General features: G+C 68.2%; 12 protein-coding genes and 1 pseudogene. 8 read left to right on the top strand and 5 right to left on the bottom strand.

The window, feature by feature from the left end:
• Positions 1 to 225 precede the first annotated feature (225 nt).
• Positions 226 to 939, top strand: a pseudogene (locus GJV64_RS15575) (ABC1 kinase family protein); the annotation flags it as partial.
• A 308-nt stretch (positions 940 to 1,247) separates the two neighbouring features.
• On the opposite strand, the gene GJV64_RS04940 reads toward GJV64_RS15575, so the two are convergent.
• Positions 1,248 to 1,733, bottom strand: a complete 486-nt coding sequence (locus GJV64_RS04940) for a YbaK/EbsC family protein (protein ID WP_164156167.1) — start codon at positions 1,731 to 1,733, stop codon at positions 1,248 to 1,250.
• Between the two features lie 183 nt (positions 1,734 to 1,916).
• Here GJV64_RS04940 and GJV64_RS04945 point away from each other — a divergent pair, with 183 nt between their 5' ends.
• Genes GJV64_RS04945 through queE form a run of 5 tightly spaced genes read left to right on the top strand, consistent with a single transcriptional unit; the run spans position 1,917 to position 6,265 of the window.
• Positions 1,917 to 3,104, top strand: a complete 1,188-nt coding sequence (locus tag GJV64_RS04945) for an aspartate aminotransferase family protein (protein ID WP_164156168.1) — start codon at positions 1,917 to 1,919, stop codon at positions 3,102 to 3,104.
• Between the two features lie 38 nt (positions 3,105 to 3,142).
• Complete coding sequence (argF, locus tag GJV64_RS04950; RefSeq protein WP_164156169.1) at positions 3,143 to 4,075, top strand: ornithine carbamoyltransferase; 933 nt, start codon at positions 3,143 to 3,145, stop codon at positions 4,073 to 4,075.
• Positions 4,072 to 4,977 carry an Hsp33 family molecular chaperone HslO gene (gene hslO, locus GJV64_RS15580; RefSeq protein ID WP_164156170.1) on the top strand — a complete coding sequence of 302 codons (906 nt, stop codon included), beginning with the start codon at positions 4,072 to 4,074 and terminating at the stop codon, positions 4,975 to 4,977. Before argF ends, hslO begins: the two co-directional genes overlap by 4 nt.
• On the top strand, positions 4,974 to 5,636 hold the full coding sequence (gene queC, locus GJV64_RS04960; protein ID WP_235927600.1) for a 7-cyano-7-deazaguanine synthase QueC: 663 nt from the start codon (positions 4,974 to 4,976) through the stop codon (positions 5,634 to 5,636). Before hslO ends, queC begins: the two co-directional genes overlap by 4 nt.
• On the top strand, positions 5,633 to 6,265 hold the full coding sequence (queE, locus tag GJV64_RS04965) for a 7-carboxy-7-deazaguanine synthase (protein ID WP_164156172.1): 633 nt from the start codon (positions 5,633 to 5,635) through the stop codon (positions 6,263 to 6,265). The genes queC and queE overlap by 4 nt, the downstream gene beginning before the upstream one ends.
• A gap of 13 nt (positions 6,266 to 6,278) precedes the next feature.
• On the opposite strand, the gene queF is transcribed toward queE, so the two are convergent.
• Positions 6,279 to 6,728 carry a preQ(1) synthase gene (gene queF / locus GJV64_RS04970; protein ID WP_164156173.1) on the bottom strand — a complete coding sequence of 150 codons (450 nt, stop codon included), beginning with the start codon at positions 6,726 to 6,728 and terminating at the stop codon, positions 6,279 to 6,281.
• A 141-nt stretch (positions 6,729 to 6,869) separates the two neighbouring features.
• Here queF and sseA point away from each other — a divergent pair, with 141 nt between their 5' ends.
• Both sseA and metC read left to right on the top strand, forming a co-directional pair.
• Entirely contained in the window at positions 6,870 to 7,709 is an 840-nt protein-coding gene (gene sseA / locus GJV64_RS04975; RefSeq protein ID WP_164156174.1) for a 3-mercaptopyruvate sulfurtransferase, read from the top strand.
• On the top strand, positions 7,667 to 8,914 hold the full coding sequence (gene metC / locus GJV64_RS04980) for a cystathionine beta-lyase (RefSeq protein ID WP_164156175.1): 1,248 nt from the start codon (positions 7,667 to 7,669) through the stop codon (positions 8,912 to 8,914). Before sseA ends, metC begins: the two co-directional genes overlap by 43 nt.
• Here metC and prfB read toward each other — a convergent pair.
• The 3 genes from prfB to GJV64_RS04995 form a co-directional block, all read right to left on the bottom strand.
• A protein-coding gene (gene prfB, locus GJV64_RS04985; RefSeq protein WP_164156176.1) for a peptide chain release factor 2 occupies positions 8,911 to 10,039 on the bottom strand; the annotation gives its coding sequence in 2 pieces (ribosomal slippage) (positions 8,911 to 9,969 and positions 9,971 to 10,039; 1,128 coding nt in all). The genes metC and prfB overlap by 4 nt on opposite strands.
• A gap of 41 nt (positions 10,040 to 10,080) precedes the next feature.
• Positions 10,081 to 12,477: a penicillin-binding protein 1A gene (locus tag GJV64_RS04990; RefSeq protein WP_235927601.1), complete on the bottom strand. Its 2,397-nt coding sequence runs from the start codon at positions 12,475 to 12,477 to the stop codon at positions 10,081 to 10,083.
• A gap of 39 nt (positions 12,478 to 12,516) precedes the next feature.
• On the bottom strand, positions 12,517 to 13,486 hold a 970-nt coding region (locus tag GJV64_RS04995), incomplete at its 5' end, for an N-acetylmuramoyl-L-alanine amidase family protein (protein ID WP_164156177.1).

The following is a 13,486-nucleotide window of genomic DNA, read 5'->3' on the forward strand; positions in this document are numbered from 1 at the left end:
GGCTTCGGCCGGCTGGCCGGCGGCATTGCCGGCAATGTGCTGGGCGGCGGCGCACGCGAGGTGCTCAAGGGCCGCACACCCGATCTGCCCAGCCTGCTGCTCACCCCCGCCAACGCCAGGCGCCTTGCCGATGAGCTGGCGCGGCTGCGCGGCGCTGCCATGAAGATGGGGCAGCTGATCTCCATGGATGGCGGCGACGTGCTGCCGCCCGAGCTGGCCGAGATCATGGGCCGGCTGCGGGCCGAGGCCGATCCGATGCCGCCGGCGCAGCTGGAACAGGCGCTGGTGGCCGGCTGGGGGCCGGGCTGGCGCGCCCAGTTCCAGCGTTTTGACGAGCGGCCGATTGCGGCGGCCTCGATCGGCCAGGTGCACCGGGCGGTGGCGCTTGATGGCCGCGACCTTGCCATCAAGGTCCAATATCCCGGCGTGGCCGCCAGCATCGATGCCGATGTCGACAACGTGGCGACCCTGGTGAAGTTGTCGGGCCTGTTGCCGGCTGGCTTCGCGCTTGATCCGCTGCTGGCCGAAGCCAAGCGCCAGCTGAAGGAAGAGGCCGATTATGCCCGCGAGGGCGGCATGCTCGCCCGTTTCGGCCAGCTCGCCGCCAGCTGGCCTGATGTCGTGGTGCCGCAGCTGGCGGCCGACCTGTCGCGACCGACCATCCTCGCCATGGGGCACGTGAGCGGTGTGGCCATCGACAAGGCCAGCGCCCTGCCACAGGCGGAGCGCGACCGGCTGATGACGCTGATGCTGCGAATCCTGATGGCCGAGCTGTTCGAATGGGGCGTGATGCAGACCGATCCCAATTTCGCCAACTATCGTTATGATCTCAATTCCGGCCGGCTTGTGCTGCTGGATTTCGGCGCCGCGCGCGACGTGCCCGCAGCCATCCGCGAAGGCTATCGCGCCCTGCTCGCGGCTGGGTTGGCCGGCGACGATCAGGGTCTGCTTGCCGCCATGGCCGGGATCGGCATCCTGCCGCCCGCCGCCCCGACGGCGATGGAGGCCACCATCCTGACCATGGCCCGCGACGGCTTCGCCCCCCTGCGCATGGATGGCCCGTTCGATTTCGGCGGCGGCGGTCTGGCCGCCAACCTGAAGGACCAGTCTGCCAGCCTGATGGCCTTGCGCGAACATGTGACGGCGCCGCCGCCCGACATCCTCTTCATCCAGAGGAAGATCGCCGGCATGTATCTGCTTGCCGCCCGGCTGAAGGCCAGGGTGGACGTGGCGGCGCTGGTGCGGCCCTATACGGAAGGCAGCCCCGCGTCCGGAAGCGTGCAGGCATCCACCCAGCCCCGCGCGACCAGGGCCGCGAGGCGATCGGGCGACAGTTCCACCGATGTGTCGCGCGAGCCCGCCGCCGGAAACACCGTGGCATAGGGCTTCAGCGAGACATCGATCCACACCGGGAGGTCGGTGGCCAGCCCGAACGGACAAACCCCGCCCACCGCGTGGCCGGTCAGCGCCAACGTCTCCTGCGCGTCGAGCATCCGGGGCTTGCCGCCCAGCGCGCCCCGCGCCTTCTGGTTGTCGAGCCGGGCATCGCCACGCGTCACCAGCAGCAGCGCCGCGCCATTCACTCGCATGGCCAGCGTCTTGGCGATGCGCGCCGGCTCCACGCCCAGGGCGGCCGCGGCTTCGGCCACCGTGGCGGTGGAAGCACCGGGCGCGATCACCGGCACATCGGGGGCATGGGCAGCCAGCCAGCGCAGCACGTCTTCATGAGCCATGATGCCGCCATGCCAAGAGCGCAGGGCTGGCACAAGCACGGCGGCAGGCCGTGCGGGGTTGAGAGGGGGGCAGCAAGCGGCTATAGCCGCCTCAGAAAGGCGGTCGAACAAGGCCGCCTTCTTGCATTGCAACGCGCGCGTTCTCTTGCGTCCGCATCCAGACGCAAGCTTGGGAAAGAGACGATGACGATCAGCCCGCTGATGCCTGTTTACGGCCGGTGCGAGGTGGCGCCGGTGCGTGGTGACGGCTGTTATCTTTATGATGCCGAAGGGCGCGGCTGGCTCGACATGGCCAGCGGCATCGCGGTCAACTGCCTGGGTCATGGCCACCCGCATCTGGTGCAAGCCATCCAGAAGCAGGCGGCGACGCTGATGCACACGTCAAACCTCTACAAGGTGCCGGCGCAGGAACATCTCGCGCAGCGGCTGGTGGAGTTGACCTTTGCCGACACGGTCTTCTTCACCAACTCCGGCGCGGAAGCCGTGGAATGCTCGGTGAAGACCGCCTTTTCCTATCATTATGCCACCGGCAATCCGCAGCGGCACCGCATCATCACCTTCTCCAACGCCTTCCATGGCCGCACGCTGGCCACCATCTCGGCCACCGACCAGGAAAAGCTGCGCAAGGGCTTCGAGCCGCTGCCTGACTGGTTCAAGGTGGTGCCGTTCGATGATCTCGCCGCTGCCGAAGCCGCCATCGACGACACGGTGGGCGCCTTCATGGTGGAGCCGATCCAGGGCGAAGGTGGCATCCGTCCGGCAAGCCAAGAGTTCCTGAAGGGCCTGCGCGCGCTCGCCGACAAGCATGGCCTGCTGCTGATCCTCGACGAGGTGCAGTGCGGCGTCGCCCGCACCGGGCGGCTGTTTGCGCACGAACTCTATGGCATCACGCCTGACATCATGGCGATCGCCAAGGGCATCGGCGGCGGCTTCCCGGTCGGCGCCTGCCTCGCCACCGAACGCGCGGCGGCCGGCATGGTGATCGGCACTCACGGCAGCACCTATGGCGGCAATCCGCTGGCCATGGCGGCCTGCGAGGCGGTGCTCGACATCGTCACCGAGCCCGCCTTCCTCGCCCGCGTGACCGAGATGGGGGCCCGGCTGACCCAGGCGCTGGAGCAGATGATCCCCAATCATGATCACCTGTTCGATTCGGTGCGTGGGCAGGGACTGATGCTCGGCCTGAAGCTGAAGAGCGACAGTCGCGCCTTTGTCAACCACGCCCGCAGCCATGGCATCCTCACCGTCGCTGCCGGGGACAATGTCGTGCGCCTGCTCCCGCCGCTCACCATCGGCGAGGCCGAGATCCGCGAATGCGTGGAGCGCCTGTCGGCCGCCGCCGCCAGCCACCAGCCGGCCGCCGCCGCCTGACATTATGGCGCCCGGTTCGCGGGCGCTGCGGAAGATCGTTGATGCGCCATTTCCTTGATCTTGCACCGGCCGGTCCGGATGGCCTGCGCGCCATCCTTGATGAAGCGCACCGGCGCAAACGGCTGCGCGCCGGCTGGCCCAAGGGCCAGGTTGATGCCGATGCCCCGCTGGCCGGCCATGTGCTCGGCATGATCTTCGAGAAGCCCAGCACCCGCACGCGCTTTTCCTTCGACATGGCCATCCGCCAGCTGGGCGGCAGCAGCATCGTCTCCTCGGCCGGCGAGATGCAGCTGGGCCGCGGCGAGACCATCGCCGATACTGCCCGTGTGCTGTCGCGCATGGTCGATGCCCTGATGCTGCGCACCAGCAGCCACGCCAAGCTCGACCAGCTGGCCGAGTTCGCCACCATTCCGGTGATCAACGGCCTCACCGATCTCACCCACCCGTGTCAGGTGCTGGCCGACATCATGACCTTCGAAGAACGCGCCGGTCGCCCTGTGGAGGGGTCAACCTGGGGCTATGTTGGCGATGGCAACAACATGACCAACTCTCTGATCGAGGCGGCGTCATTGCTGAAGTTCGATCTTCGGGTCGGCGTGCCGCACGGGATGGACCCGGATGCCGGCATCATGGCCACCGCCTGCGCGCGCGGCGGCTGTATCGGCCTCTATCACACGCCCGAGGAGGCCATGGTGGGCGCCGACGTGGTGGTGACGGATACCTGGGTGTCGATGGGCCAGAAGGACAGCGAGGCCAAGATGGCCGCTTGCCGGCCGTTCCAGGTCAACGATGCGCTGATGGCCCGCGCCAACCGCGGCGCCATCTTCCTGCATTGCCTGCCCGCCCACCGCGGCGACGAGGTGACCGACAGCGTGATGGACGGGCCGCAATCGGCGATCTGGGACGAGGCGGAGAACCGTCTGCACGTCCAGAAGGCGATCCTGCTCTGGTGCCTGGACAAGATCGGATGACCATCGACCTGCCGCGCGGCGAAGGCATTGCCCCCACCGCCGACCGCACCCTGGGCTTCATGGTCCCCAGGCGCAGCGCGCGCGGCCAGGTGGTGCGCCTCGATGCGACACTGAATGCCATCCTCGCCGCCCACCCCTATCCCGAACCGCTGATCCGCCTGCTGGCCGAGGCGCTTACTCTCACGGCCCTGGTCGGCGCCTCGATGCGGCAGGATGATGGGCAGGTGACCGTGCAGGCCCAGGCCAAAGGTGGCCCGGTCGAGCTGCTGGCCTGCGACTGGCGGGCCGGCGAACTGCGCGGCTACCTCAAGCACGACGAACAGGCCGAGGTTGCAGAGGGCATGTCGCTGCCCGCGCTGTTCGGCAGCGGCCATCTGGCCATCACGGTTGAGCAGGCGGTGTCGAACGAGCGCTGGCAGGGCATCGTGCCTCTGGAAGGCGTGAGCCTGTCCGAGGCGATCGGGGCCTGGTTCGGCCAGTCCGAGCAGCTGCCCACCCTGCTGCGGGTCGGCGTGGCCGGTGACATGACACAGGGCTGGCTGGCCGGCGGGCTGATGGTGCAGCATCTGGCCCGCGCCGAGATCGGCGGCGAACGGCTCGACGCCGGCGAGCAGCATCCCGACTGGCAGCATATTGAGGCCCTGGCCGCCACCACGACGCCGGATGAGCTCACCGATCCCGACCTGTCGGGCGAGGCCCTGCTGTGGCGGCTGTTCCACGAGGAAGAGGTGCGGGTGGTGCCGGGGCCGGTGCCGGTGAAGGGATGCCGCTGTTCGGCGGCGCATATCCGCGATGTGCTGATGCGCTTTCCGGAAACCGAGCGCGCCGAGATGCGCGACGCGCGGGGCCTGATCGCGGTCGATTGCCAGTTCTGCAGCCGGGTGTTCGGGATCGCGGCATGAAAAAGGCTGTCGTCCTGCTGTCGGGCGGGCTCGATTCGACCACGGTCGCCGCCATCGCGAAAACGCAAGGCTGGCTGCTGCTGGCGCTGACCATCGATTACAACCAGCGCCACCGCATCGAACTGGACCATGCCGCCCGCGTCGCTGCGGCGCTGGAGGTCGAGCGGCACATCGTGCTGCCATTGGATCTCACCGGCTTTGGCGGCTCGGCGCTCACTTCTGCCATCGATGTCCCCAAGTCCGGTGTCGAGCCCGGCATCCCGGTCACCTATGTGCCGGCGCGCAACACCATCTTCCTGTCGGTGGCGCTGGGCTGGGCGGAAGCCGCCGGCGCACGCGACCTCTTCATCGGGGTCAACGCGCTCGACTATTCGGGCTATCCCGATTGCCGGCCGGACTTCATCGCCGCCTTCGAGGCCATGGCCAACACCGCCACCAAGGCCGGCGTCGAAGGTGAGCGCTTCAGGGTGCACACGCCGCTGATGCAGCTCGACAAGGCCGGGATCGTCCATGCCGCCCGCGCTGCCGGCGCGCCGATCGAGTTGACCTGGTCCTGCTATGACCCGACACCGGCCGGGCGGTCGTGCGGCCTGTGCGACAGCTGCCGGCTGCGCGCCAAGGGCTTTGCGGAAGCCGGAATCGCGGACCCGGCAGCATGAGCTATGCGGTGAAGGAATTGTTCCTCACCCTGCAGGGGGAAGGCGCGCAAGTGGGGCGGCGCGCGGTGTTCCTGCGTTTTGCCGGCTGCAACCTGTGGTCGGGCCGGGAGCAGGACCGCGCCAGCGCCGTGTGCACGTTCTGCGATACGGATTTCGTTGGCACCGATGGCCCGGGCGGCGGCAAGTTTGCCGGGGCGCAAGCCCTGGCTGAAGCGGTCGCCGCCTGCTGGGGCGAAACTCAGGCGCACCGGCTGGTGGTGTGCACCGGCGGCGAGCCGCTGCTGCAGCTGGACGAACCGCTGGTGGCGGCGCTGCACGCGCGCGGCTTTGCGATTGCCATCGAAACCAACGGCACACAGGTGCCGCCGTCCGGCATCGACTGGATCTGCGTGTCACCCAAGGCCGATGCGCCGCTGGCGCTGACCGAAGGCGACGAGCTGAAGCTGGTCTACCCACAGCCCAAGGCGATGCCGGAGCGCTTTGCCGGCCTGGCCTTCCGCCACTTCTTCCTGCAGCCGATGGATGGCCCACGCCAGGCCGAAAACATCCAGGCCGCCATCGCCTATTGCCTGGCACACCCGCAGTGGAGGCTCAGCCTGCAGACCCACAAGCTGACCGGCATCCCCTGACCCGACTCAGCTCTCAACCCCGGCCGCGATAACCGGGCACCCCCTGGTCCGGCAGCCACAGGCCGGCCGGCGGCGGGCCCGATTGCCAGAACACGTCAATGGGAATGCCGCCGCGCGGATACCAGTAACCGCCGATGCGCAACCACTGGGGGCGCATTTCCGCCACCAGGCGCTGGCCGATGCCCACGGTCACATCCTCGTGAAACCCGGCATGGTTCCGAAATGATCCGACGAATAGCTTCAAGGCCTTTGATTCAACGATGGTTTTATCCGGAACATAATCGATCACCAGGTGCGCAAAATCGGGCTGTCCGGTGACCGGGCACAGCGAGGTGAACTCCGGGCAGGAGAAGCGCACCAGGTAGAGCGCGCCCGGTCGCGGATTGGGCGGATAGTCGAGCACCGCAGCTTCCGGGCTGGCCGGGAGGCTGGAGGTCTGGCCCAGATGCAACACGTCCACCATTTTCTCTCCGTCCTGTAATCTTTCCTGTGCTTCGGGGGTGACATGCGCGATGTGCGCAATTATGTCACGCCTCTGGAAGGCTTGGCCCGGCGCGCAAAAACCCTGCGCCGATTCTGCCGCCGCGCCGGTTGGGAGTGACAGATGGATCTCTTGGTGTCCACGGACTGGCTTGCCGCAGAAATGGGCAAGACGGACCTGCGGATCATCGATGCGACGATGTTCCTGCCCGCCCACGGCCGCAACGCCCGCACCGAATTCGAGGCCGCCCATATCCCGGGCGCCGTGTTCTTCGACATCGAGGACGTGTCGGACACGTCGAGCCCGCTGCCCACCATGCTGCCGCCGCCGGAGAAGTTCGCCTCGCGCTGCCAGGCGCTGGGGCTGGGCGATGGCAGCCGCATCGTCGTCTACGACAACAGCCCGCTGCATTCGGCGGCGCGCGTGTGGTGGATGCTCAACCTGTTCGGTGCGCACGAAGTTGCCATCCTCGATGGCGGGCTCGCCAAATGGCAGGCGGAAGGCCGCCCGATCGAGAGCGGCAAGCCGATCGTGCGCCACCGCCATTTCACCGTCTGGGCCGACAAGAAGCTGGTGCGCGACATGGCGCAGATGACCGAGAATCTGCGCACCCACGCCGAACAGGTGGTGGACGCCCGCTCGGTCGCCCGCTTCACCGGTGCCGAGGCCGATCCGCGCCCCGGCGTGCGCCCCGGCCATATGCCCGGCGCCGCCAACATCCCCTATTCGGCGATGTTCAAGGAAGACGGCACGTTCAAGCCGCCGGCCGAGATCAAGGCGCTGTTCGACGCCGCCGGCATCGATCTGGCGAAGCCGCTGGTGGCCACCTGCGGTTCCGGCATCACCGCGCCGGTGCTGGCCTTTGGCGCGGCGCTGGTCGGCAAGCCCGATGTCGCCATCTATGATGGCAGCTGGAGCGAATGGGGCGCCAGCCCGCACACCCCGGTCGTGACCGGCGCGTGACTGCCCGGCGACCGCCGCTCACCGATCTGTCGGCGCTGGGCACGGGCACGAAACTGGCGCAGGCCGGGCGGGCCCATGCCCACGACATGGTCAATCCGCCGGTGGCGCGGGCCTCGACCATCCTGTTCGAAAGCCTCGCCGATCTCGACGCCGCCCTGAAGGACCCTGATGCCGGGCTCTATTATGGCCGGCGCGGCACCCAGACACACTGGGCGTTGGAAGACGCGCTGACCCAGCTCGAACCGGGCGCGGCCGGCACCAAGCTGTTCCCGTCCGGCGTCGCGGCCATCGCTGCCAGTCTCATCGCCTGTCTCGATGCGGGAGACGAGTTGCTGGTCAGCGACAGCGCCTACGAACCAACCCGCACCTTGGCCGACAATCTGCTTGGCCGGCTGGGCATCACCACACGCTATTATGATCCCTGCTGCGGCGACGCGATTGCTGATGCAATTTCTGAAAAGACCCGTGCCATCCTGCTGGAATCACCTGGCTCCCTTTCTTTCGAAGTGCAGGATCTGCCGGCCATCACCGCCATTGCGCGGGCCCGCGGCATCACCACGGTGATCGACAACACCTGGGCGACGCCGCTGCGCCTGCAGCCACTGGCGCTCGGTGTGGACATCAGCGTGCAGGCGCTAACCAAATATGTCGCCGGGCACAGTGACCTGCTGATGGGCAGCGCCACGGCCACGCCCGCGATGTGGCCGAAGCTGAAGGCGGCCTTCTATCGGCTGGGCCACCATGTCTCGGCCGATGACTGCGCGCTGGTGCTGCGCGGCCTCAGAACCCTCAACCTACGGCTCGACCGGCACGAACAATCGGCGCTCGCCATCGCGCGTTGGCTGGAGACACACGAGGCGGTGGATCGTGTGTGGCATCCGGCGCTGCCCTCGCATCCGCAACATGCCCTGTTTTCCCGTGATTTTGCCGGCGCCACCGGGCTGTTCGCCTTCGTGCTGAAGCAGGGCAGCCGGCCGCACACCGCCGCGCTGATCGACGAGCTGCGGCACTTCGGCATCGGTTTTTCCTGGGGCGGCTTCGAATCGCTGGTGCTGCCGGTCGAGCTTGACCGCATCCGCACCGCGACAACCACCTCCCTGCCCGGCCCCATCATCCGCCTGTCGATCGGGCTGGAAGAGGTGGACGATCTGATCGCCGATCTCGACGCCGGCCTGGCGCGCTACCAGGCCCAGTTTGGCGCTTAGTCCACGTCTTCCACCGTCACGGTCTCGCCGGTCACCCGCTGCGACAGAGCGGCGGCCATGAAGGCATCGAGCTCGCCGTTCAACACGTCGTCGGGGCTGGTCGAGGTGACGCCGGTGCGCAGGTCCTTCACCAGCTGGTAGGGCTGGAGGACATAGGAGCGGATCTGGTGGCCCCAGCCGATGTCGGTCTTGGCGGCCTCGGTCTTGGCGGCTTCGGCCTCGCGGATGGCCAGTTCGCGCTCGTAGAGGCGGGCCTTCAGCATCTTCATCGCGGTGGCGCGGTTCTTGTGCTGGCTGCGTTCGGACTGGCAGGCCACCACCACACCGGTCGGGATATGGGTGATGCGGATCGCCGAATCGGTGGTGTTGATGTGCTGGCCGCCGGCGCCCGAAGCGCGATAGGTGTCGATGCGAAGATCGGCCTCCTTCACCTCGATCTCGATGTCATCATCAACCTGCGGATAGACCCACACCGACGCAAAGCTGGTGTGGCGGCGCGCCGCGCTGTCATAGGGGCTGATGCGCACCAGCCGGTGCACGCCGCTTTCGGTCTTCGCCCAGCCATAGGCCTGGGCGCCCTTCACCAGCAGCGTGGCATTCTTGATGCCGGCCTGTTCGCCGGCATTGTAATCGATCATCTCCACCTTGTAGCCGTGGCTTTCAGCCCAGCGCTGGTACATGCGCAGCAGCATGGAGGCCCAGTCCTGGCTCTCGGTGCCGCCGGCGCCGGAATTGATCTCGATGTAACTGTCGTTGTTGTCGGCCTCGCCCGACAGCAGGGCGGCCACCTTGTCCTTCTCGGCCCGCAGCGCCAGCGCTTTCAGCGCGGCAACGCCATCCTCGGCCATGGCCTCGTCGCCCTCGGCTTCGGCCATCTCGATCAGTTCGGACGTGTCGACAAGATCACGCTCGATGGAGCGCGTGGCGGTGATCGCCTCATCCAGCCGGCGACGCTCGGTCATCAGGGCCTGGGCGGCCTTGGGATTGTCCCACAGCTTCGGGTCTTCGACCCGGGCGTTCAGCTCATCGAGGCGGCGAAGGGCGCGATCCCAGTCAAAGAGACCTCCTCAGCAGGTCGAGCGCCTGCTTGATCTGAAGGGCGGCATTTTCGGCTTCGGCTCTCATGCCCGTGCGGATACTGGCGCGCTGCCCTGATGGCAAGCCGCTCAGTAGATGCCGCCCTCCTGTTCGAGGAACTGCGCGTCGGACCGCACGCGCCCACCGCTGTTGGCGAACAGATCATCGCCCTTCACCACCCGGCGCGGCTCGCTGTCGGGCTTGAACGCCTCCCAGATCACCGCCGGGCGCGGGCTCGCATCCGGCCAGACGCCGAACACGCGGGTGCCGCTGCGCCGGTCGATGCGGACCATGCGCACGCCGGCCGGGATGACGAACGGCAGCGTCGGCCAGTCCTTCAGCGCGGTCTGCGCCCATTGCCGCCAGATTGGTGCCGCCAGCGTGCCGCCCTGGGCATAGCCTCCCATCGGGCGCGGCCGGTCATAACCAAGATAGAGGCCGGCAACGATATCGGGAGTGCCGCCCACGAACCACACGTCGTTGGGGCCGTTGGTGGTGCCGGTCTTGCCCGCCAATGGCCGGTTGAGCGGCAGCAGCGCCGTGCCGGTGCCGCGCTGGATGACACCCTCCATCACGTGGACGATCTGATAGGCGGTGCGCGGGTCCATCACCTGTTCCACCCGCCCCTGCGGCCGCGGCATCGGCCCGCCATTCCAGGCGGGCGCATTGCACCCCGGGCAACCGCGCGTGTCGCGCCGCCAGATCAGCTTGCCCTGCCGGTCCTGCACATAATCGATCAGGCCCGGTTCCAGCCGGCGGCCCTGGTTGAAGATCTGGGCATAGGCGTTGGTGAGCTTCAGCACCGTGGTCTCGCCTGCCCCCAGCGCGATCGACAGCACCGGCTGATAATTGCCGATGCCCAGCGCGCGTGCCTGGGCCGCGATGCGCTCCATGCCGGTGGCATCGGCGACCCGCACGGTCATCAGGTTGCGCGACTGTTCAAGGCCCCAGCGCAGCGTCTGGGCGCCAGCGCCGCGCTGGTTGCCGAAGTTGCGGAAGCATTTGGTGCCGAGCAGCCTGGTCTGGAACACGCAGTAAGGGCCATCGACCACGATGCTGGCCGGCGTGAAGCCATTGTCCATCGCGGTTGCATAGACGATCGGCTTGAAGGTGGAGCCGGGCTGGCGGTTGGCCTGGGTGGCGCGGTTGAAGGCCTGGGCGCTGGCATCGAAGCCGCCGACCATGGCGCGCACCCGGCCGCTGGCCACCTCCTCCACCACCATGCCGCCCGACACTTCCGGCGGCTGCCGCAAGGCCCACCCGCCGGGCGTGGAGGTCACCACGATCACATCGCCGGGCCGCAGCGCCTGCGCCGCCGAACGGCCGGTCTGGCGATAGGGTCGCGCTGCGTTGCGGCCGGCCAACGTGCCGGTGCTGCCATCGGTGAAGCCGATCTGGCTGTCGTTGCCGGACTTCGCCAGCACCACGGCCTTGCGCCAATTGTCATAGCCCAGCGGCACCGACACGCCCGACAGGCGCGCCTGCCAGCCACTGCCAGTCTCGATCCGCCCCTGCGGACCGCGCCACGCCCGCCCCGCCTCGTAACGGGCCATGCCGTCGCGCATCGCCCGCTCTGCTGCCGCCTGCATCACCGGGTCGAGCGAGGTGCGGATCCACAGCCCGCCGCCATAGACGCTGTTGGGCCCATCCTCCTGCGCCTCGCCGAACTTCGCCAGCAGGGTGCGGCGCACCTCCTCGATGAAATAATCGTCGCGCGGGCGTGGCAGCGCGCGGTTGGGCATGGCGCCCAGCGGTGCGGCAGCGGCAGCGGCGCGCTGGGCCTCGCTGATGAAGCCGTTGGCCGCCATCTGGCGCAGCACATAATCGCGCCGGGCCAGCGCCCGCTCGGCGCGGCGGATGGGATCATAGGTGGAGGGCGCCTTGGGCAGGATGGCGAGAAAGGCGATTTCCGGCAGGCCCAGCGACTCCACTGAGCGACCGAAATAGGCCTGGGCCGCCGCCTCCACGCCATAGGCGTTGCGGCCAAGGAAAATCTGGTTGAGGTAAAGCTCGAGGATCTGCTCCTTGCTCAGCGCCGCTTCCAGCCGCCGCGCCAGGATCGCTTCGCGGATCTTGCGCCACAGCGACACCTCGTTGCCGACCAGCGATTTCGCCACCTGCTGGGTGATGGTGGAGGCGCCCACCGGCCGGCGATCGTCGAACAGCCCGGCGAGGTTGGTGACGACGGCATTGGCGATGCCCGCCCAGTCGATGCCCTCATGTTCGAAAAAGGTCTTGTCCTCGGCGGAGATGAAGGCCTGCACCAGCAGCGGCGGCGTCTCTGCATAGGGCAGGAAGATGCGGCGCTCGCGGGTATAGCTGGTGACCAGCTCGCCGTTCACGTCGCGGACGGTCGACGGCAAGGCAGGGGTGAACACCGCCAGTTCGGCCTCGGTCGGCAGCCCTTTCGTGGCTTGCCACCAGAGCGCACCGGCCAGCAGCAGCGGCACGGCCAGCAGCAACAGGATGAGGCGGGGGCGGGTCACGCCGATGGGATAGCCGCGAGGCGCCGAAGAGGAAAGGGCTCACCCGCCGGCGAGGTGGCGTTCGATGGCCCTGCCGATACCGCGCGCCAGCTGCCGGCGGCCCTCGCGGGAGAACAGCCGCTCGGCGTCCTCCTTGTTGGTGACATAGCCGGTTTCGAGCAGAACCGATGGCACATCGGGCGCCTTCAGCACTGCAAAGGCGGCGAAGTGGTGGAACTCGCCGCGAAAGCCCACCTCCTCGGTCTCCAGTGCGGTCTGCAGCGTCTCGGCAAACTGCACCGAGACGTTGCCAGTGGCACGGCGCACCAGGTCGACCATGATCTCGTCCACCTCCGGCGCCTCGACGCTGAGGTTGATGCCGCCGATGATGTCGGCCTTGTTCTCGCGTGCCGCCAGCCGCTCGGCGATGGCGTCGCTGGCCACGGCCGACAGCGTATAGACGGACGCGCCGCGGGCCTCGACATTCGGCGCACTGTCAGCGTGAATGGAGATGAACAGATCGGCCCTCGCCTCGCGTGCGATGCGCACCCGGCCGCCCAGCGGGATGAAGCGATCATCATCGCGGGTCAGCCGGACCCGAACCTTGCCGCGCTCCCGCAGAAGGCGCGCCGTCTCACGCGCGATCTCCAGCGTGACATCCTTCTCATAGCCGCCGGTCACGGCAATGGCACCGACATCCTTGCCGCCATGGCCGGCATCAATGACCACCAGTGGCTTGCTGCCGGATCGTGGCTTCATGGCCGGCGGCGCCGAGGCCTTGGGCGGCGTGGCCTTGGGCGGCGTGGCGGGCGGCGGATTGGCAGGTGGCGCAGCCTCCGGCAATGCAGTCGCGGGCGGGGTGACAGGCGCGGAAGAGGCCGCGCCACCCTTGCCGAAATCGGCCGGCAGCCTGAATTCGCCGCTGGGCTGGGTCGGCGGCGGCGGCGGGCCCTCGCTTCTGAGCAGCGGCAGCGGCCGGCGGCCACGCGCCACGCTGGCGGCGAACAGGGCGGGATCGGTGCGGTCGAGG

Source organism: Sandarakinorhabdus rubra (genome assembly GCF_010994245.1).
In the GTDB taxonomy this organism is placed as follows: Bacteria; Pseudomonadota; Alphaproteobacteria; order Sphingomonadales; family Sphingomonadaceae; genus Sandarakinorhabdus; species Sandarakinorhabdus rubra.